Source organism: Rhizobium sp. YJ-22, from assembly GCF_029601685.1.
Classification (GTDB): Bacteria; Pseudomonadota; Alphaproteobacteria; order Rhizobiales; family Rhizobiaceae; genus Metarhizobium.
Genome location: NZ_JARRIR010000005.1, coordinates 55,543 through 76,683, shown reverse-complemented (window position 1 = coordinate 76,683; position 21,141 = coordinate 55,543). Strand labels below are relative to the sequence as shown.

Below are 21,141 nucleotides of genomic sequence, written 5' to 3'. Positions count from 1 at the left end.
CCGAAGTTCGGCGGAGAGATGAAGTTCACGCCGACCGCTGGCGTGGTTGCAAGTCTTATAGATAATTTCTAAGAAAGGTTCCAGAGCGTGGGATGCCGCTTCGAGACATTTTTTGCATCGCAATGACCAAAACTTTAAAGGATGCGTCAGCCCATGCTGCTCAGCGCCGAAGGGCTTGCCGCCAGGCGCGGCGAGGAGCTGATATTCTCCAATCTTTCCTTTGACTTAGGCATGGGAGAGGCGCTGGTCGTCACCGGGCGAAACGGCTCGGGCAAATCGACGCTGCTGCGCGTCATCGCCGGTCTTCTGGCGCCTGAGGCGGGCCGCGTGACGTTTTCCGGCGCGGGTGTCGAGGCCGGCGCGAGGCCACGCGAATTCTGCCACTATCTCGGCCATCGCAATGCGATGAAGCGCGAGCTGACGGTTTTCGAGAACCTCGCCTTCTGGAAGTCCTTCCAGGGCGGCCCCGGCGGCGCCCTTGATATAGACGAGGCCGCCGAAACCGTCGGTCTCGGCGGCATCCTCCATCTGCCTTATGGCTATCTGTCCGCCGGACAGCAACGCCGCTTCGCCATCGCCCGCCTGCTCGTCGCCCATCGCCCCGTCTGGCTGCTCGACGAACCGACCGCCGCGCTCGACGCCGATTCCGACCGCATGTTTGCCGGGCTGGTAAAGCGTCATCTGGCCGAAGGCGGCATCGCGCTCGCCGCCACGCATCAGCCGCTGGGATTGGAGAAGGTGCAGGAATTGCGGATGACGGGTTTTTCCGGCGTGAATGCGGATGTCTGGGAATGAGAGACATATCCTTGATCGAAGCGCTGCCCCTCAACCAGCCTGCCGTCCACCTTCACCCCGCCTTGACGGGTAAAAGGGGATATACCGCACTGTTTTCCTCAGGCATCGTCGTCCCGTGGGCCGGATGCCCCCTTCTTGCGCGTGGGAAGACGGGCGCTCACCGGGAGAGCCTCGCATGATCGCCCTCCTGGTCCGCGACCTCAAACTCTCCATCCGTGCCGGCGGCGGGGCGCTGGTCGGGGTGCTGTTCTTCCTCACCATCGTCGCCGTCATTCCCTTCGGCGTCGGGCCGGATCTCAATCTGCTGTCACGTATCGGTCCGGCCATCGTCTGGATCGGGGCGCTGCTTTCCAGCCTGCTCGGCCTCGACCGGCTGTTCCAGGCCGAGCGCGAGGACGGCTCGCTCGATGTGTTGCTGATGCATGACACGCCGCTGGTGCTGACCGTCTTCGTCAAATGCCTGGCGCATTGGCTGGCGACCGGCCTGCCGCTGGTGATCGCCTCGCCGTTGCTCGGCCTGTTCATGAACATGAACGAGGTGGCGATCGGGGCGGTGATGCTGACGCTGGTGGTCGGGTCGCCGGCCATCACCTTTATCGGCGCGGTCGGGGCGGCGGTGGCGGTGGCGCTGCCGCGCGGCGGCCTGCTGGTCTCGATCCTCGTCTTGCCGCTCGCGGTGCCCGTGCTGATCTTCGGGGTCAGCGCGTCCTATGCGGCGGTAGAGGATCCCGCCCCGTTTCTGCCGCCTTTTCTCATTCTGATGGCGCTGACCCTGTTCTTCGCGGCGATCGGCCCGGCGGCGGCGGCGTTGGCGCTACGCAATGCCGCGGATTGAGCAAGATCAATTGCAGGGTCCTGCTTCTCGGGTTAAACAGGGCGCATGAGCGACAACAGTCTTGCGATCACCAAATTCAGCGATCTCGCCAACCCGACGCGGTTCCTGGCGCTGGTGGCGCGTATCCTGCCATGGCTTTCCGGCCTGACGGCGCTCGCGCTTGTCGCCGGGCTCTGTCTCGGCTTCACCGCCGAGGGCGATTACCAGCAGGGCGATACCGTGCGCATCATGTATATCCACGTCCCGGCCGCCTGGCTGTCAATGATGTGTTATACGGTGATGGCGATCTCGGCGATCGGCACGCTGGTCTGGCGCCATCCGCTGGCCGATGTTTCGGCCAAGGCCGCCGCGCCGCTCGGCGCCGGCTTCACGCTGATCGCGCTGATCACCGGCTCGCTCTGGGGCAAGCCGATGTGGGGTACCTGGTGGGTCTGGGATGCGCGGCTGACCTCGGTCTTCGTGTTGTTCCTGATGTATCTCGGCCTGATCGCGCTGAACCGCGCCATGGACGATCCGGCAAAGGCGGCGCGCGTCTCGGCGGTGCTCATCCTCGTCGGTTTCGTCAATATTCCGATCATCAAGTTTTCGGTCGATTGGTGGAATACGCTGCACCAGCCGGCCAGCGTCGTGCGCATGGGCGGGCCGACCATCGACGCGGAATTCCTGTGGCCGCTGCTGGTCATGGCCGTCGCCTTCACGCTGCTGTTCTTCGCCCTGCATCTGGCGGCGATGCGAAACGAGATCCTGCGCCGGCGCATCGCCGCGCAACGGCGCATGGCCGCCCGCATGGCCAGCGGCAGGGAGGGACGATGAGCCACGCTTTCTACATCTATGGCTCCTACGCCGTCACCGGCCTGATCGTGCTGGCGCTGATCGGCTGGGTCTGGCTCGACGGACGCGCCCGCGCCCGGGAATTGCAGCAGCTCGACGCCGCCGGCATCCGCCGCCGCTCGGCGCAGCCGAAGGACGGCGCCTCCGCATGAGCATCGCGCCCGAAACCGAAAAGGCCCGCGGCGGCGGTCGCCTGCGTTACCTGCTGGCGCTGTTGCCGCTCGTCGTCTTCGTGGCGGTCGCCATCGTCTTCTTTCGCCAGCTCGAATCGGGGAAGGATATTTCCGAGATACCCTCGGCGCTGCTCGGCACGAAAGCGCCGACGCTCGCCTTGCCCGCCCTCGATGGCGCCAGGGTGCCGGCGCTGACCGATGCGGCGATCCACGGCAAGCTGTCGCTGGTCAATGTCTTCGCCTCCTGGTGCGTGCCTTGCCGGCAGGAGCATCCGCTGCTGAAGGAACTGGCCAAGGATCCGCGCATCACGCTGGTCGGCATCAACTACAAGGACCGCAACGAAAACGCCCTGCGCTTCCTCGGCGAACTCGGCAATCCCTATGCCGCCATCGGCGTCGATCCCAACGGCAAAGCGGCGATCGACTGGGGCGTTTACGGCATTCCCGAAACCTACCTCGTCGCCCCCGACGGCACCATCCTTTATAAACGCGTCGGTCCCTTCGATGCGCAAAGCATCGAAACCGGCCTCATGCCGGCAATCGACAAGGCGCTGGGCGGATCAAAGCCGGCGGGATAAGCTTTTTCGAGCGCGGGAAAGCCGCTCGCGGATGGCATCTCGGTCGGCCTGCGGGGTGGGCGAAAGTCGCTGCGGCAGGATACATGCCGATCCGGCGAGCGTTCCTCAATATTCCTTCTCATAGAAGATACCGGCCGCTCCCTCGCCATTGCCGCCGGCTTCGCCGCGCAGCTTGACGCCGCGGCCGACATCGAGATTGATGATCGCCTTGCCGCCGGAGGCGCCGCCGCCCTGCAGTTCGATATAGGTGCGGCTGTTGAGATACTTGCCCGCGGAGACGCGGGCCTCGCCCTTTTCGTCGGTGGAGATGTCGAGGTCGTCGACGCCGAGCTTCGAGCGCAGCGACTGGAACAACGAGGTCGAGCGGCCGCCGGCAAGCTGGCTGGCGGCGTCGGCGAGTTGGGCGATCTGCAATGCCGAAAGTTTCGACATCGACTGGCCGAAGATCAATTGCGCCAGGATTTCGTCCTGCGGCAGCGCCGGCGAGGAGGAGAAACTGATCGCCGGATCGTTGGCCGCGCCGGTGACCGAGACGGTGATCGTCGTCGAGCCGGAGACATTGGTCGCCGCCATGTCGAGCGTCGGCGTCAGCGAGCCGCCGAAACCGATCTTGCCGTTGGTGAAATCCAGCCGCTTGTTGAGGATGATCAGCCGGCCGCGCCGCATCTCGAAACCGCCCGACACGATCGGTTCCGAGGCGGTGCCGCGCACCGTCAGATCGCCGCCGAGTTCCGCATCGATGCCGCGGCCGCGCACGAAAATCTGCGACGGGGCCGAGATGGTCAGGTTGAGGCCGATGGAGGATTGCGTACCGCTTCCGCCGCCCTCGTCACGCTTGATTTTTTCCGCCTGGGCCCGGACATCGGCGGGTGCGTTGCGATGCTTGACGTTGATTTCGGCCAGTGAGGCCGGCAGTTTCTCCGGCACGGTGATGGATGTCTTGCCAAGTTGCAGCGTGCCGCCGAGCACTGGCGCCGTCAGGATCGGTCCGGTCAGCGTCAGGTTGCCGCTGACCACCGTCGCCACGAGCTGGCCGTCGACATAGGCCGCCTTGTCAAGCTTGACGGCAAGGTCGGCCGGAAAATTACTGCCCGGCGCTATGCCGACGCGGCCGGTGACCGCGACGGTGCCGCCCTGCGCCAGCTTGCCCGTCAGCCGGCTGATGGTCGCCGCCTCGCGATCGATGGCGACCGTCAGGCCGATATTGTTGAGAGCGATGTTGCGGCGCACGTCGATCAGCCTGGCGCCGTCCGCCGTGACGGTGCCGTTGATCGCCGGGGCCGAGGCCGTGCCGCCGATGGACAGGTCGAGGCGGGCGTTGCCTTCGAGGCTGAGGCCCTGCGCCGAAAGCTGAGCCGCCAGCAGCGAGAAGGGTACCGTGCCCTTGAAGGCGAGCGCCAGCGGCTGGCTGCCGGTGATGCCGACCGTGCCGCCGCCGCTGAGCGCCAGGCCACCAGCACCGCTCAGCGTGGTGTCGATGCGCAACGTGTTGTCGGCGAGACGCCCGTTGGCGCGGATATCGAAGGCGGCGACACCGGCGGATTTCGTCTGCGTCAGCGCCGCCTTGTTCCAGGTCAGTTGGTAGTCCACCTGCGGCGCGGCCGTGCTCCCGCGCAACGCGACAGTGCCGGAAATCGTTCCCTCTGCGCCGAGCGACGGCACGACGGCATTGGCAAGATTGGCCGGCAGGTTGGAAATGCGCGCATCGAGCGCCAGCCCGGTCCCGCTGGTGCCAGTCACGGAAATCACGCCGCTGCCGGCGCGGATGCCGAGGTTGGAGAGTTGCACGCCGTCCTTGCCAAAGCGGATTGTGGTCGGCGCGTCGAGTTTTAGCGGAATTCGGCGCGGCGCGGCGGAAAACTGGTTGAGGCCGATGGTCCAGATGCCCTGCTGGTTGCTGACATTCCCGGTGACCACGGCCGGCGCGCCGTCGTAATTGGCCTTGAGATCGAAATCCGTGCGGCCCTGATCCTGTTTGGCGGTCAACACGAGGCCGTTGACGCGGTTTTCGCCGGAGACGATTTCCTGCGCCTTGACCGTGCCCTCGGCATTCAGCGTCGAGAGATCGTTAACCCTGATATCGATGACCGGATTGACGACGCGGAGATCGTCCTGGCGGATGCCGCTGCCGGTGGCGTTGACAGTCGCCTTGATCCTGTCGCCCTCGACTGCCAGGTCGACCGCCCCCTTGAGATCGCCCGAGGCCTTCTGGCCGGCGAGCGCCGCCAACAGACCGAGATCCGGCAGGTCGAAATTCAGCTTGCCCTGCGGCAGGAAGGCAGGGGTGAAGGCGAGCGCGCCTTCGATGCGGTTGCGGCCGATGACCGCGTTCAGCCGGTCGAGCGCGACTTTGCCGTCGGTCGTGGCCAGATGGGCGTCGACATCGATCGCCTGGCCGCCCAGCGAACCGGAAGCCTTGACGGTCGCCTGCGGCGCATCGGCGTCGGCCAGTGCATCGGCGGTCAGCGTCAGGCCGGTCAGCGCCCGGCCGGCGAGTTCGGCGCGGTCTGCGGCAAGCGAAGCCTTGACGGTCGGGGCGTTCAGGGGGCCGGAGGCGGTCAGGTCGAAGCGGGCCGTGCCCTTGGCATCGGTCAGCAGCTTTCCAAGATCGGGCAAACTGCCTGTCAGGCTCGCCGAAAGCTGCTGCCCGGCGCTCAGCGCCGCCTTGCCTTCGGCGGTCAGCGTCTTCGACTGGATCGCCAGGCTGTCCACCTGGATGACCCCGCCGATGATGGCGGTGATGGCGGCGGTGACGTTAACGGGCTCGTCGAATTTCGCGGCGATGGCGGGCGGCAATGCCGCCGGCCTGACCGAGAGATCGACATTGGCGGTCGCGGTGCGGGCGGCGATGTCGTAGACGCCCTTGACCGTGCCATCGAGGTTCGCCGTCGTCAGGCGCGGGCCATTGAAGGCCAGCTTGCCGTCGAGCAGCGCCACCGGTCCTTCGATGGTGATCGGGCCGGTCAATGCCCGCGCGAGATCGGCATTCTTGAGTGCCGCCGAGCGAACCTGCACGCGCGCATCGATGACGCCGGTCGGGCCTGATAGCGTCATGTTCTCGGCCTTGGCGGTCACCGAGACATCCTCGAACCGGCCTTGGGGCAGCTCTACCGCCGTCAGCGGCGCCGAGAGATCGAAGCTCGCCTGCGGGGCAGAGGCCGGACCGGTAATGGCTGCCTTGGCGGAAATGAGGCCATCGACGGTCACACCTGGCGTAAAGCGGTGCAGCAGCGCGGCGGGCAGGTCGACGACGCGGATGTTGAGCGCCAGATCGGACCCGGCGGTGCCGTCGATAGTGATGCGCCCGTCGCCGAGGCGGACGGTCAGCGCCGGCACGGTGACGACGCCCTTTTCGACGGTGATCGTCGTCGGATCGGCGAGCGACAGCCCGATCCCCAGCGGGGCGGCGCTGAAACTGTCGAGGCCGATGGCGATGGCGCCGTCGGTGGTGCGGGCATTGCCGTTCAGCCGCAGCGGCTGGTCGTCATAGCGGGCGTCGAGGGCGAAATCGGTGCTGTCGGCCTGCTGGGCGATGTCGACGGTGAGGCCGTCGACGCGGTTGCCGCCGGCCTCGATCGCCTCGGCGCGGATGCGGCCCTTGGCGACCAGCGCCTGGAGGTCGCTGATCGTCAGGTCGATATCCGGCTTGAGCAACTGGGCGGCATCGGTGCGCAGCCCGCTGCCGCTGGCGGAAATCGCCGCCTGGATGCGCCCGTTCTCATGGCCTATGGTCGCGGACCCCCTGAGGTCGCCCTCCGCCTGCTGGCCGGCAAGCGCGAAGACGAGGCCGAGATCGGGAAGGTCGAGGTTCAGCTTGCCCTCGGGCAGGAACTCCGGCGAGAAGGCGAGCTGGCCGTCGACACGGTTCGGTCCGACCGACAGCTTCAAGGTCGGTATGGTGATCGCGCCGTCCTTGCCGTCAAGCGCGGCGTCGATCTGGATTGGCTGGCCGGCGATGCTGCCATTGCCGGCAATCGTGCCCGAGGGGGCTTCGGCGCTGGCGGTGCCGTTGGCGGCAATCGACAGGTTGACGACCTTGCGACCGGCAAGCTCGGCCTCTTCGGCCGCGACCGTCGCCTTGACGGCGGGTGCGGACAGGGGGCCGGTCGCGGACAGCCTGAAGGTCGCGGCGCCGCGTCCATTGGTCAGCCATTTGCCGATTTCGGGCACATTGCCGGTCAGCGCGGCATCCAGCGTTTTCTGCGCATCGAGCGAAAGCTTGCCGCTGGCCTCGACGGCATCGGATTTCAAGGTGAGATCGGTGACGCTGACCGCGCCGCCCCTGGCGGTCGAGATTTTGCCGGCGAGGGCGATGGTGCCGGCGAATTTCTCCGCGAGGCCGGGCGGCAACAGGCTCGGTACGGCAAACAGGCGCAGATCGGCGTCAAGACTGCCGGCGGCGAGATCGTATTGGCCGGTGGCGGTGCCGCCGAGGCTGCCGCTTTCCAGCGCCAGCGGCTGGAAGGCGATGACATCGCCCGAAACGGTGAGCGGCGCGGTGATCTGAAGCGGCCCGCGCACGACGCGGTCGAGATCGGCGCTGGCGAATTTCGTTTCCTCGATGGAGAGGCGCGAAGCGATGCGGCCGGAGCGGGCGGAAAGGTCGAAGGCATCGCTGCGCGCCTGCAGGTGCAGGCCGCCGAGATGGCCCTGCGGCAGATCGAGCGAGGTCAGCGCCGCCGCCAGATCGAGCTTGGCCGCATTGGCCGGGCCGGTGACGGCGAGCGTCGCGCTGTCGATCAGCACCCGCGCCTCGCCCTCGGCCAGCGGCCAGCGAAAATCGACGGGACCCGCTTTGCCGGTCAAGCGGGCGCTGAGATCGTTGTCCCCCTTGGGATCGAAGGTGCCGGTGGCGGTCAGATCGAGACTGCCGGTCGTCAGCCGGCCATTGTCCACGGTCAGGCGGCCATCGGTTGTGAGTGCTGCGGATAGGTCGATATCGGTGGTGCCGGCAAACAGCGGCCGGAACACCGGCGGCAGGACGGAATCGAAGCTGCCGCCGCCCTTGACGATGAGGTGATGACCGCCATCCGTGGTTCCCTGGTGACGGCCGTCGACGGCGAGCACCGGCTTGCCATCCAGAGCCGCCGAAAGCTTGCCCGACCAGTCAGAGAGCGGCCCCGCGCCGGAAATATCGAAGGACAGCGCCGGTCGGCCCGGCAGGCGCAGCAGCCCGGCGACCAGCCCGCCGGCCGGTTCCGCGACCTTTGCGTCCAGATCCAGCCGGTTTTCGGCGGGCGCGAAGGCGAAAACGACATGCGCGCCCGCCTGCGCCAGATCGGCGCGGTTGACGTCGAGGGCGGATTCGATGCGGTCGCGCTCTGCCGTCAGCGTGCCGCGCGCCTGCAGGCGATAGGCGTCGCCCGCCAGTGCCGCGCCGAGGCGGATATCGGGGAATTGCATCCGTTCGATCCGGATCGCCACCGGCAGGCCGCCGCTGGAACTGTCGGACGAGGATGAGGGCGTTTCGGTGACGACCGGCGGGCGCTCGACGCTGACCAGACCGGCCGAAACCTGCTCCGCATGGAAGGTGGCGGTCAGGAGAGACAATGGCGACCAGTCGACGGCGATGTCGCGCAACTCGGCATAGGGGCCCTTGGTGTCGGAAACCACGACGGAATCGAGGCGCAGATGGCCGCTCAGCAGGCCGGAAGGCGTGCCGAGCACCACCTGCCGGTCCGGCGTCGAGGCGAGCTTCGCCACCTGATCGGCCGCAAGCCGCGCCCCAACCGGCGTGAAGCCGACGAACAGAAGAGCGAGTACGAGAAGGCAGACGAGCGCCAGCACCGCATATCCGAGATAGCGCGCGAAGGTCTTCAAGATGGCAAGGGCGGTCGTCATGGTCGGCTCATGTCCTCGTCTGTCTCGGCGCTTGTCGCCGGCCGGCGTCAGAAAGCCTGTCCGATGCCGGCATAGATCCCGTAGCTGCTGCCGCCGTCATACTTCTTGAGCGGCACGGCGACATCGAGCCGGATCGGCCCGAACGGGGTTGCATAACGCAGACCGATACCCGCACCAATGCGCGTATCGGAAAAATCGGGCGCCATCGAGTCCGAGACGGCGCCGACATCGACGAAAGGCACGACGCCGATCGTATCGGTGATTTTCACGCGCGCCTCGGCGGAGGCGACGACATAGGAGCGGCCGCCGGTGGCCTTGCCCTCGTCATTATAGGGGCTGATCTCCTGATAGGCATAGCCGCGCACCGAGCCGCCGCCGCCGGCGAAGAAGCGCCGGGTCGTCGGAATATCCTGGAGTTCGCTGGCGCCGACCAGCGTTCCCGCCGCCACCTTGCCGGCCAGCACCACCCGGTCGTTTTCGCCGAGCGCCTGGTAGGCGCTGAGCGAACCCTCGAAGCTGGCAAAGGTTGCACCGCTGAGGAAATCATAGCTGGGCTTGGCTCCCAGCGTGGCGCGATAGCCCTTGGTCGGGTCAAGCTTGTCGTCGCGGGTGTCGCGGGTAAAATCGATCGGTACCGAGAAGGTCAGGTATTCGTTGTCGCCGAAGGCGTCTTCCGTATCGGCATAGGCCAGCTCGACGCCGCCGGAAATCGTGTCGATATCGCTGATCTCGTAGGAGATGCCGGTGGCGGCGGTCACGGTGTTGGCGCGATAGGTATCGGGATGCTCGGTCTTGGCCCGCAGGCTGGCGTTCAGCGTCGCGGCCGGCAGGATGAAGCCCGGCTTGGCGAAGACGATGCCGGCCGAATAATCGAGCTGGTCGGCGGAAGACGCTTCGCCGAGCCGAGACACAGCGCCCTCGATGCGCAGCGATTCCGCCTGGCCGAACAGGTTGCGATGGCCCCAATAGCCCTGCAACCCGAAACCGTCGGTGGTCGAATATTGGGCGCCGACGCCGAAATAGCGGTGCTTGCCTTCCGAGACGGTGATGCCGACCGGAATGCTGCCGTCGCCGGCAAGCGCCGAGGCTTCCTTGATCGTCACCGAGGAGAAGACGCCGAGCTTGCGCAAACGTTCGCTGGCCTTCTTCATCTGCTCGGGCGAAAACGGCTTGCCCTCGTTCAGGCGGGCGTAACGGCGGATGAAATCGGGATCGACGCTTTTCTGGCCGACGACGGTGACCTCGCCGACCGGGGCCACCGGCCCGCCGATGGCATCGAGCACGACATCGACGGTGCGGCTGTCGTGATCGGCGACCACGCTGCGCTGTTCGAGTTTTGCAAGCGGCCGACCTTCGTTTCGCAGATCGGCGACGATCTTGTCGCCCGCCTTGAGGATGAGCAGCGAACCGGCATCGCCGCCCGGCGTCAGGCCGTAGGCGGCGGGATCGCGCCCGGCAGCGTCGCCGGCCAGGGTCACGCGGCCGAGGGTGAAGACCGGGCCAGGCTCGATGCGCACATCGACCGGCACAGGACCGCCGCCCGGAAAGTCCGGGGCCGGCGGCAGCTTGTCGAGATCGACGCCGTTGACGGTGACGGTGACGACACCGCCATAGCGGGATTTTTCGTAGAGCAGGGCGATCAGCCGGTCGCGGTCGTCGCGCGCCTTGATGACGACGCCAAGATCGCCCGAGACGGGCTCGTCCTTGTCCTGAACCAGATGCGAGGCCTGTTCCAGCGCCTTCTTCAGATCCTCGTCCGCCCCCGGCGCCTCCAGCGTCACGGAATAGGTCACGGGATCGATGACGTTGACCGCCTGCTCTTCCTCACCCCACAGGGTGATGCCGAACAGCTTGAACGCATAGGCGTCGCTGACCAAGACAGGGCACAACAACGCTCCCGCCGCAATCGTCAGGGCAGTTGTCGTTTTCCGATACGCAAGACTCAGTTTCGGGTTACGCAAGATAATCGGCATACGCGGTTTTTCGTTGACAAGACCAGTATGACAGCGAAGGCGTTGCACTGCCGTTAACGCGGACATTAACCCTAAAACATCGCAACCGGAAGTGCGCGGCGGCCACAGGCAAGGCCGCAAGCATGCCGCCCAAAGGCGTGCAGCGGTTTTGCCATGACCATATGCGAGAAAACAATGCGCAAACGACAAAGCCCCGGATCCGAGGAAATCCGAGGCTTGCCAGAGTTGCAACGGCGGTGAGGGCCGTGATCAGTAGCCGCCGCGCGGGCAGGAATCGATGTAGCGGCGACCGTAGCGGTCACGATAGTAGCACTGGCCGGGCTGCTCGGCGACCGAGCCGATGACCGCGCCGGATACGCCGCCGATGGCGGCACCCACGGCCGCGCCGCGCACATTGCCGGTGACCGCGCCGCCGATGATGGCGCCGGATACGGCGCCGATGCCGGCGCCCTTTTCAGTCTGCGTGCAGCTTGCGACCGACAAGCCGACCAGTAGAAGCACGATGGCCTTCTTCATGAACTCTCTCCACAGTTGAAGCCAGACAGCTTGTGTCCGTCCGCGTTCGATCGCGCCGGATGCCATGCTGACGCGTCGATCTCAGGACCGCGCTGGGAGAAGATGATAGAGCCGAAATCGGCGAAGTCCATCGCCCGGCGCGAAAATTTGCGCCGCATGCGGCCATCATGGTTAAGCCGCCGGTCGATATGGCCACGGTCGCGATCTACTCGAAAATATTTCGCCGATGCCGGGAACTTGCGGTTGATCGCGATCCGAAAACGGCAAATGATGGCGACGAGTTTGTCAGGGAAAAGCGTGAGGACGGTTTTCCCGGCAGGGCAAGCGAGACCAAGGAAATTCAGTGTCCGGGAGGGACACCAAGGAGGAGTTTCATGGCGAAAGTGACACTGACGGTCAATGGACGAAAGATGAGCGGCGATTGCGAGGATCGCACCCTGCTCGTTCACTTCATCCGCGAAAAGCTGGGGCTGACCGGAACCCATGTCGGCTGCGATACGTCGCAATGCGGGGCCTGCGTCGTCCATCTCGACGGCAAGTCCGTCAAAAGCTGTTCGATCCTGGCCGTCCAGGCATCCGGCTCCACCCTCACGACGATCGAGGGACTGGCCGGCCAGGGTGACATGCATCCCGTCCAGGCCGCCTTCAAGACACATCACGGCCTGCAATGCGGCTTCTGCACGCCGGGCATGGTGATGGCCGCCGTCGACATGATCAACCGCCATGGCGGCGCGCTCGACGAAGAGACGGTGCGCTCCGAGCTCGACGGCAATATCTGTCGCTGCACCGGTTACCACAATATCGTCAAGGCGATCCTCGCCGCGAACGCGGAGATGTCCGCCAGCCGCCAGGCCGCCGAATAACGACACGCGAACCGGCCGACCTGACCGCCGCTTTTTTCGTATTCTGCCTGCCAGCGGCGTGATGACCCGGTCCCGACCATCCTTGGGAGGATATCGATGGGTATCGAGGGAATTGGCGCGCGGGTTGCGCGCAAGGAAGACAAGCGTTTCCTGACCGGCAAGGGCCGGTATACGGACGACATGGTCGTCCCCGGCATGAAATATGCCTTTTTCATTCGCAGCCCGCATGCGCATGCGAAGCTGATCTCGATCGACGCCAATGCCGCGCTCGAGATGCCCGGCGTCATCGCCGTGCTCGACGGCAAGCAATTGCAGGCGGACGGCATCGGCAACCTGATCTGCGGCTGGATGATCCATTCCAAGGACGGCTCGCCGATGAACATGGGGCCGTGGCGGCCGCTGGCGGTCGATACCGTGCGTTATGTCGGCGATGCCGTCGCCGTCGTGATCGCCGATACGCTCGGCGAAGCACGTGACGCGGCCGAGGCCGTCGCCATCGAATACGAGACGCTCGACGCCGTTACCGAAGCCGTGGATGCGCTGAAACCGGGCGCGCCGCAGGTGCATGACAATGCTCCCGGCAACCTGATTTTCGACTGGGCGCTCGGCAATCCGGAAGCCGAGGTGGATGTGGCGATTTCTGCCGCCGCCCATGTCACAGAGATCGAGATCCACAACAATCGCCTATCCCCGAACCCGATGGAGCCGCGCGCAGCCCTCGGCATCTACGATTCAGCCGAGGACCACTACACCTGCTACACCACCAGCCAGAACCCGCATGTCGCCCGCCTTGTCATGAGCGCCTTCTATAATGTGGCGCCGGAAAACAAGCTGCGGGTTATCGCCCCCGATGTCGGCGGCGGCTTCGGCTCGAAGATCTATATCTATCCGGAAGAGATCGTCTGTCTCTGGGCGTCGAAGAAAACGGGGGTGCCGGTGAAATGGACCGCCGACCGCACCGAGGCCTTCATGACCGACGCCCATGGCCGCGATCATATTTCCAAGGTCAAGATGGCCTTCGACGCCGACCACCGGATCACGGCGCTGAAGGTCGATACCATCGCCAATCTCGGCGCCTACATGTCGCTGTTCTCTTCTGCCGTCCCGACCTATCTCTATGCGACGCTGCTGTCGGGCCAATACGCCATTCCGGCGATCAACGCCAATGTGCGCACGGTCTATACCAACACCGTGCCGGTCGATGCCTATCGCGGCGCGGGCCGGCCGGAGGCCACATACCTGCTGGAACGGACGATGGAGACGGCGGCGCGGGAGCTCGGTCTTTCGCCGGCGGAACTGCGCCGCATCAACTTCATCCGCTCCTTCCCCTACCAGACGCCGGTGATCATGAACTACGACGCCGGCGACTACGAGGCGTCGTTGAACGCCGCGATGGAGGCCGCGGATTGGACCGGCTTCGCCGCCCGCCGCACGGAGGCGGAGGGGCGCGGCAAGAAACGCGGCATCGGCATGAGCTGTTATATCGAGGCCTGCGGCATCGCGCCGTCTGCGGCGGTTGGCTCGCTCGGCGCCGGCGTCGGCCTGTGGGAATCGGCCGAGGTGCGCGTCAATGCGGTCGGCACCATCGAGGTGATGACCGGTTCGCATAGTCATGGCCAGGGCCACGAGACCACGTTCGCGCAGCTCGTCGCCGACCGGCTCGGTGTATCCATCGACAGCGTCAACATCGTCCATGGCGACACCGACAAGGTGCAGATGGGCATGGGCACCTATGGGTCGCGCTCCGGCGCCGTCGGCATGTCGGCGATCGTCAAGGCGCTCGACAAGGTCGAGGCCAAGGCCAAGAAGATCGCGGCGCATCTGATGGAGGCCGACGAGAGCGACATCGTCATCGAGGGCGGCGAGCTGAAGGTCGCGGGCACCGACAAGAGTCTGCCCTGGTTCCAGGTGGCGCTCGCCGCCTATACCGCCCACAACCTGCCGGCCGGCATGGAGCCGGGGCTGAAGGAAGGCGCCTTTTACGATCCGGCCAATTTCACCTTCCCGGCCGGCTGCTACATCTGTGAGGTCGAGATCGATCCGGAGACCGGAACGACCAAGATCGTCCAGTTCGTCGCCGCCGACGATTTCGGCAACATCATCAACCCGATGATCGTCGAGGGCCAGGTGCATGGCGGTATCGCGCAAGGGGTGGGGCAGGCGCTGCTGGAGGGCGTGCATTACGACAAGGACACCGGCCAGCTGCTGACGGCGAGCTTCATGGACTACGCCATGCCGCGCGCCGACGACCTGCCGTCCTTCAAGCTGTCGCACCAGAACACGCCTTGCCCCAGCAATCCGCTCGGCATCAAGGGCTGCGGCGAGGCCGGCGCCATCGGCTCGCCGCCGGCGCTGATGAACGCCATCACCGACGCCATCGGCCACAACGATCTCACCATGCCCGCCACGCCGCAGAAGGTGTGGAAGGCGTTGAACGCCCTACACTGAGGAGGACGACCATGTATGCGACAAATTATCATCGCGCGGCCTCCGTCAGCGAGGCGGCCAGCCTGTTCGCCGGCGGAGCGGAGGCGCAATACGTCTCCGGCGGCATGACGCTGATCCCGACCATGAAGCAGCGGCTGGCCGCCCCCGGCGATCTCGTCGACCTGCGCCATATCCCCGACATGAAGGGCATCGCCATCGATGGACGGCGGGTGCGCATCGGGGCTGCGGTCACCCATGCCGAGGTTGCTGCGTCCAGCCAGCTGGCAACGGTCTGCCCGGCCATCTGCAGGCTTGCCGGCATGATCGGCGATCCGCATGTGCGCCATATGGGCACCATCGGCGGCTCCGTCGCCAACAACGACCCCGCCGCCGATTATCCGGCGGCGATGCTGGCGCTCGCCGCCACCATCGTCACCAGCCAGCGCGAGATCGCGGCGGATGATTTCTTCACCGGCCTGTTCGAAACGGCGCTGGAGGAGGGCGAGATCGTCGTCGCGCTTGCTTTCGACGCACCGGACAAGGCCGGTTACGCCAAATTCCGCAATCCGGCCTCGCGTTACGCGATGACTGGCGTCTTCGTCGCGAAAGCGAGCGGGAACGTGCGCGTGGCCGTCACCGGCGCCGGTTCCGATGGGGTTTTCCGCCAGGGCGACATGGAGGCGGCGCTTTCGGCCAACTGGTCGGCGGATGCGCTTTCCGGCGTGACGGTCGATCCCAGCGGGCTGATTTCGGATCTGCATGGAGACGCCGAATACCGCGCCAATCTGGTGAAGGTGATGGCCAAACGCGCGATTGCCGCCGCCGGCTGAGGCCAAAAGAATCGGAAGGGCGGCAAAACGCCGCCCTTCCTCGCCGTTTTGGTTGATTTCCATCAATTTCGAAGCGCCGTTCCTGCTGTAGACCGGATGGCAATGGGCCTTTTGCCGCATCCGGACAGGATTCGGGCGGCAAGGGGTTGACGGGCGAGCCGGCAGAAATCAAAACGGTTCTAAAGTTGCGGAGCATGCGGAATGGATTTCGAAGCATTTTTCAAGAGCGAACTGGACAGCCTTCATGAAGAAGGGCGCTACCGCGTGTTCGCCGATCTGGAACGGCATCGCGGCAATTTTCCGCGCGCGACGCGTTACGTCAACGGCGCGCCGAAGGATGTCACCGTCTGGTGTTCCAACGACTATCTCGGCATGGGCCAGCACCCCGATGTCATCGAGGCGATGAAAACCGCCGTCGATCACTGTGGCGCGGGTGCGGGAGGCACCCGGAATATTTCTGGCACCAACCACTATCACGTCCTGCTCGAACAGGAACTGGCCGATCTGCACGGCAAGGAATCGGCCCTGATCTTCACCTCGGGCTATATTTCCAACTGGGCGACGCTCGGCACGCTCGGCCAGCGTATTCCGAACCTGATCATCTTTTCCGACGCGCTGAACCACGCCTCGATGATCGAGGGCATCCGCTATGCCAAGTGCGACCGGGTGATCTGGAAGCACAACGACCTTGAAGACCTCGAAGCCAAGCTGGCGGCCGCCGATCCCAGGGCACCGAAGCTGATCGCCTTCGAATCGGTCTATTCGATGGACGGCGATATCTCGCCGATCAAGGAAATCTGCGATCTCGCCGACAAGTACGGCGCCATGACCTATCTCGACGAGGTCCATGCGGTCGGCATGTACGGCCCGCGCGGCGGCGGCATCGCCGAGCGCGAGGGGCTGATGGATCGCCTGACGATCATCGAAGGCACGCTCGGCAAGGCTTTTGGCGTGATGGGCGGTTATATCGCGGCGTCCGCTGCGCTGTGCGACTTCATCCGCTCCTTCGCGTCGGGCTTCATCTTCACGACCGCCCTGCCGCCGGCGCTCGCCGCCGGTGCGCTCGCCTCGATCCGCCACCTCAAGGTCAGCCAGTTCGAGCGTGCTCGCCACCAGGACCGGGTGCGCCGGCTGCGCGTCCTGCTCGACAAGAGCGGGATTCCGCACATGCCCAATCCGAGCCATATCGTCCCGGTCATGGTCGGCGACGCGGCCAAGTGCAAGTGGATCTCGGACATCATGCTCGACAGCTTCGACATCTACGTGCAGCCGATCAATTACCCGACCGTGCCGCGCAAGACCGAACGCCTGCGCATCACCCCGACGCCGATGCATTCTGATGCCGACCTCGATCATCTCGTCGGCTCGTTGCATCAGCTCTGGTCGCGCTGCGCGCTTGCCCGCGCTGTCGCCTGATCGACGCGCAAGCTCCAGTTCGAAAACCCCCGGTCCTATTCACGACCGGGGGTTTTTGTTTGCGTCAGTCCTTGATGTCGCCGGGTTTTCCGTTTGTCAGCCGTGACCGGCCTGCGCGGGGGCGGGGCGACGGATCCGTTGCGCGGCATTCAGGACGAGGGGGTGAAACCCCTTGGCGCCATTGTCCACCAGCTCGAAGAATTGCCGCCGCATGCGCGGTTCCCAGAATTTGTTGATATGGCCGGCGACGCCGTCAATACGTTCCTGTTCCGGCTGGGACTCGAAAAAGGTGGCGATCTGGTTGGCCATGCGAATCAGCTTGTCCTCGGTCGAGGTCGAATCATGCGACATGGGCGGATACTCCTGCAGCAATGCGATGGGGGTGGGTAAAGATCTCGAAATCCTCGCCGCGGGCCAGCGCGATCAGTGTCAGGCCGGCGGTTTGCGCGGTGCGCAGCGCCAGCGCCGTCGGCGCGGAAATTGCGATCAGGATGCCGCTGCCGAGGATCGCCGCCTTCTGCACCATCTCCACCGACAGGCGGCTGGTAACCACGACAGCGCCTTCATGGCCCTGCCGCCCGGCGGCGAGCACGGCGCCGCAGAGCTTGTCGAGCGCATTGTGGCGCCCGACATCCTCGCGCACGGCGACCAGTCCCTCGCCGGGAATGAAGAAGCCGGCGCCATGCACGGCATGGGTCAGCCTATGCAGCGGTTGGCCATCGTTCAGTGCCGCGATGGCTGCGGCGATCTGGCGATGGTCGAGCGTCAGAGTGGCGGCGGATACATTCGGCACGGCGCGGGTCGCCTGCTCTATGGATTCGATGCCGCAGAGGCCGCATCCCACCGGGCCGGCCATATGCCGGCGGCGGAGGCGTAGTGCATCGGCAGCATCATCGACCAGCGCGATCTGCACGTCGAGGCCGTCGCCGGCCTCGAGGATATCGATGGCGGCGATGTCGGCGGCGCAGGAGACGATGCCCTCGGTCAGGCTGAAGCCGAGGGCGAAGTCGGTGAGATCGGCCGGCGTTCCCATCATCACCGCATGAGTCGAGCCGCCATAGGAAAAGGCGATCGGAACCTCCTCGGGCACGATGCGCGTGCCGTTTCGGACGATGCCGTCGCGGCGGGCGATGCGTGGCGCGGTTGCCGTGGTCTTCATCGGGCCGGCCTCATCGCGGCGGATTACTCCGCCGCCTCGAGCTTGCCGGCAATGCGGCGCGAGCGCCTTGCCTGCTCGTCATATTCCACCTGCCATTCGGACGGGCCATTTGAGGGCGAGATCTGCACCGCCGTCACCTTGTATTCCGGGCAGTTGGTCGCCCAGTCGGAGAAGTCGGTGGTGATGACGTTGGCCTGCGTCGTCGGGTGATGGAAGGTGGTGTAGACGACGCCGGGCGCCACGCGGTCGGTGATCAGGGCGCGTAGCGTCGTGTCGCCGGAGCGGCTGGCGAGCCGCACCCAGTCGCCGTCGCGGATGCCGCGCAGCTCGGCGTCGTGCGGATGCACTTCCAGCCGGTCCTCCTCATGCCAGACGACGTTGTCGGTGCGCCGGGTCTGGGCGCCGACATTGTACTGGCTGAGGATGCGGCCGGTGGTGAGCAACAGCGGGAAGCGCGCGCCGGTGCGTTCGTCGGTCGCCACATATTCGGTGCGGATGAACTTGCCCTTGCCGCGTACGAAGCCGTCGATATGCATGATCGGCGAGCCCTGCGGCGTCTTCTCGTTGCAGGGCCACTGCACCGAACCCATCTTGTCGAGATAGTCGTAGGAAACCAGCGCGAAGCTCGGGGTCGTCGCGGCGATCTCGTCCATGATCTCGGATGGGTGGGCATAGTTCCAGGCCAAACCCATGGCCTGCGCCAGGTTCTGCGTCACTTCCCAGTCGGCATAGCCGTTCTTCGGGGTCATGACCTTGCGCACGCGGTTGATGCGGCGCTCGGCATTGGTGAAGGTGCCGTCCTTTTCGAGGAAGGTCGAGCCCGGCAGGAAGACATGGGCGTAATTGGCCGTCTCGTTGAGGAACAGATCCTGCACGACGACGCATTCCATGGCGGCGAGGCCGGCGGCGACATGCCTGGTATCCGGGTCGGACTGGAGAATGTCCTCGCCCTGGATGTAGAGGCCCTTGAAGGAGCCGTCGACGGCGGCGTCCAGCATGTTGTTGATGCGCAGGCCCGGCTCGCTCGACAGCGTCACGCCCCACATCTTCTCGAAGATCTCGCGGGTGGCGTCGTCGGCGACGTGGCGGTAGCCCGGCAGTTCATGCGGGAAGGAGCCCATGTCGCAGGAACCCTGGACGTTGTTCTGGCCGCGCAGCGGGTTCACGCCGACGCCGGGGCGGCCGATATTGCCGGTGACCATGGCAAGGTTGGCGATGGCCATGACCGTGGTCGAGCCCTGGCTGTGCTCGGTGACGCCGAGGCCGTAATAGATGGCGCCGTTGCCGCCGGTGGCAAACAGCCGCGCCGCGCCGCGCACCAGATGGGCGGGCACGCCGGTCAGGGTTTCGACGGCTTCGGGGCTGTGGCGCTCCTCGGCGACGAAACCGGCCCAATCCTCGAATTCGGACCAGTCACAACGCTCGCGGATGAACTGCTCGTCGGCCAGCCCCTCGGTGACGATAACATGCGCCAGCGCCGTCATCATCGCAACATTGGTGCCGGGCTTGAGGGCGAGGTGATAGGCGGCTTCGACATGCGGCGACTTGACGAGGTCGGTGCGGCGCGGGTCGATGACGATCAGCTTTGCGCCCTGGCGCAGGCGCTTCTTCAAGCGCGAGCCGAAGACCGGGTGGCCGTCTGTCGGGTTGGCGCCGATGACGACGACGATATCGCTATGCTCGACCGAATCGAAATCCTGGGTGCCGGCCGAGGTGCCGAAGGCCTGGCCGAGGCCGTAGCCGGTCGGCGAATGGCACACGCGCGCGCAGGTGTCGACATTGTTGTTGCCGAAGCCGGCGCGCACCAGCTTCTGCACCAGATAGGTTTCCTCGTTGGTGCAGCGCGAGGAGGTGATGCCGCCGACGGCATCGCGGCCATATTGATATTGCAGGCGGCGGAATTCCGAGGCCACATGCGCATAGGCCTCTTCCCAGGTGACCTCGCGCCAAGGATCGGAGATCTTTTCGCGGATCATCGGGTTGAGGATGCGGTCCTCGTGCATCGAATAGCCATAGGCGAAGCGGCCCTTGACGCAGGAATGGCCGCGATTGGCCTTGCCGTCCTTCCACGGCACCATGCGCACCAGTTCCTCGCCGCGCATTTCCGCCTTGAACGAGCAGCCGACGCCGCAATAGGCGCAGGTCGTGACCAGCGAGTGTTCCGGCTGGCCGATCTCGATCACCGATTTTTCGGTCAGCGTCGCCGTCGGGCAGGCCTGCACGCAGGCGCCGCAGGAGACGCATTCGGAGGAGATGAAATGCTCATGCATGCCGGGCGAGACGCGGCTGCCGAAGCCGCGGCCCTCGATGGTCAGCGCAAACGTCCCCTGGACTTCCTCGCAGGCGCGCACGCAACGCGAGCAGACGATGCATTTCGCCGGATCATAGGTGAAATAGGGGTTGGATTCGTCCTTCGGCATCCACTTGGCGTTGATGTCGCCATTGTTGCGGGCGCGGACGTGGTTGTCGCCCTCATAACCGTAGCGCACGTCGCGCAGGCCCACGGCGCCGGCCATGTCCTGCAGCTCGCAATCGCCATTGGCGGCGCATGTCAGGCAGTCGAGCGGATGGTCGGAGATGTAGAGTTCCATCACGCCGCGACGGATGTCCTTGAGGCGGCCGGTCTGGGTATGCACGACCATGCCCGGCGCGACCGGCGTGGTGCAGGAGGCCGGCGTGCCGTTGCGTCCCTCGATTTCCACCAGACAGAGGCGGCAGGAGCCGAAGGCGTCGACCATATCCGTGGCGCAAAGCTTCGGCACCTGGATGCCGGCCTCCATCGAGGCGCGCATGATCGAAGTGCCCGAGGGCACGGAAATGTCGCGGCCGTCGATGGTGAGCGTCACCATGGTCTCGGCGGTGGAGGCCGGCGTGCCGTAGTCGATTTCGTGAATCAGGGACATG

General features: G+C 65.5%; 15 protein-coding genes. 9 read left to right on the top strand and 6 right to left on the bottom strand.

Features of this window, described 5'->3' with window-relative positions; all coding sequences use genetic code 11:
* Positions 1-153 precede the first annotated feature (153 nt).
* From ccmA to P7F60_RS13470, 5 genes are all read left to right on the top strand, one after another.
* Positions 154-795 carry a heme ABC exporter ATP-binding protein CcmA gene (ccmA, locus tag P7F60_RS13490; protein WP_277918258.1) on the top strand — a complete coding sequence of 214 codons (642 nt, stop codon included), beginning with the start codon at positions 154-156 and terminating at the stop codon, positions 793-795.
* Positions 796-970: 175 nt separating this feature from the next.
* Entirely contained in the window at positions 971-1,630 is a 660-nt protein-coding gene (ccmB, locus tag P7F60_RS13485) for a heme exporter protein CcmB (RefSeq protein ID WP_277918257.1), read from the top strand.
* A 45-nt stretch (positions 1,631-1,675) separates the two neighbouring features.
* A complete protein-coding gene (locus P7F60_RS13480) occupies positions 1,676-2,443 on the top strand; it encodes a heme ABC transporter permease (RefSeq protein ID WP_277918256.1) in 768 nt (255 codons plus the stop codon).
* On the top strand, positions 2,440-2,613 hold the full coding sequence (ccmD, locus tag P7F60_RS13475) for a heme exporter protein CcmD (RefSeq protein WP_277918255.1): 174 nt from the start codon (positions 2,440-2,442) through the stop codon (positions 2,611-2,613). The genes P7F60_RS13480 and ccmD overlap by 4 nt, the downstream gene beginning before the upstream one ends.
* A complete protein-coding gene (locus tag P7F60_RS13470; protein WP_277918254.1) occupies positions 2,610-3,212 on the top strand; it encodes a DsbE family thiol:disulfide interchange protein in 603 nt (200 codons plus the stop codon). The genes ccmD and P7F60_RS13470 overlap by 4 nt, the downstream gene beginning before the upstream one ends.
* Positions 3,213-3,317: 105 nt before the next feature.
* Here P7F60_RS13470 and P7F60_RS13465 read toward each other — a convergent pair whose 3' ends face one another.
* From P7F60_RS13465 to P7F60_RS13455, 3 genes are all read right to left on the bottom strand, one after another.
* Positions 3,318-9,053: a translocation/assembly module TamB domain-containing protein gene (locus tag P7F60_RS13465; RefSeq protein ID WP_277918253.1), complete on the bottom strand. Its 5,736-nt coding sequence runs from the start codon at positions 9,051-9,053 to the stop codon at positions 3,318-3,320.
* 47 nt (positions 9,054-9,100) lie between these two features.
* A complete protein-coding gene (locus tag P7F60_RS13460; RefSeq protein ID WP_277918252.1) occupies positions 9,101-11,026 on the bottom strand; it encodes an autotransporter assembly complex family protein in 1,926 nt (641 codons plus the stop codon).
* 249 nt (positions 11,027-11,275) lie between these two features.
* Positions 11,276-11,542, bottom strand: coding sequence for a YMGG-like glycine zipper-containing protein (locus P7F60_RS13455; protein ID WP_277918251.1), 267 nt, complete (start codon positions 11,540-11,542; stop codon positions 11,276-11,278).
* A 374-nt stretch (positions 11,543-11,916) separates the two neighbouring features.
* Here P7F60_RS13455 and P7F60_RS13450 point away from each other — a divergent pair, with 374 nt between their 5' ends.
* From P7F60_RS13450 to hemA, 4 genes are all read left to right on the top strand, one after another.
* Complete coding sequence (locus tag P7F60_RS13450; RefSeq protein ID WP_277918250.1) at positions 11,917-12,405, top strand: (2Fe-2S)-binding protein; 489 nt, start codon at positions 11,917-11,919, stop codon at positions 12,403-12,405.
* 96 nt (positions 12,406-12,501) lie between these two features.
* The gene (locus tag P7F60_RS13445) at positions 12,502-14,853 is read left to right on the top strand and encodes a xanthine dehydrogenase family protein molybdopterin-binding subunit (RefSeq protein ID WP_277918249.1); all 2,352 of its coding nucleotides are present in this window, start codon (positions 12,502-12,504) and stop codon (positions 14,851-14,853) included.
* Positions 14,854-14,864: 11 nt separating this feature from the next.
* On the top strand, positions 14,865-15,662 hold the full coding sequence (locus P7F60_RS13440) for a xanthine dehydrogenase family protein subunit M (RefSeq protein ID WP_277918248.1): 798 nt from the start codon (positions 14,865-14,867) through the stop codon (positions 15,660-15,662).
* Positions 15,663-15,863: 201 nt separating this feature from the next.
* A complete protein-coding gene (hemA, locus tag P7F60_RS13435; protein ID WP_277918247.1) occupies positions 15,864-17,078 on the top strand; it encodes a 5-aminolevulinate synthase in 1,215 nt (404 codons plus the stop codon).
* Between the two features lie 96 nt (positions 17,079-17,174).
* Here the strand turns inward: hemA and P7F60_RS13430 are convergent, their stop codons facing one another.
* Genes P7F60_RS13430 through fdhF form a run of 3 tightly spaced genes read right to left on the bottom strand, consistent with a single transcriptional unit; the run spans position 17,175 to position 21,140 of the window.
* Entirely contained in the window at positions 17,175-17,429 is a 255-nt protein-coding gene (locus tag P7F60_RS13430; RefSeq protein ID WP_277918246.1) for a formate dehydrogenase subunit delta, read from the bottom strand.
* On the bottom strand, positions 17,419-18,237 hold the full coding sequence (fdhD, locus tag P7F60_RS13425; protein ID WP_277918245.1) for a formate dehydrogenase accessory sulfurtransferase FdhD: 819 nt from the start codon (positions 18,235-18,237) through the stop codon (positions 17,419-17,421). Before fdhD ends, P7F60_RS13430 begins: the two co-directional genes overlap by 11 nt.
* Before the next feature lie 23 nt (positions 18,238-18,260).
* The gene (gene fdhF / locus P7F60_RS13420) at positions 18,261-21,140 is read right to left on the bottom strand and encodes a formate dehydrogenase subunit alpha (RefSeq protein ID WP_277918244.1); all 2,880 of its coding nucleotides are present in this window, start codon (positions 21,138-21,140) and stop codon (positions 18,261-18,263) included.
* Position 21,141: the final 1 nt, after the last annotated feature.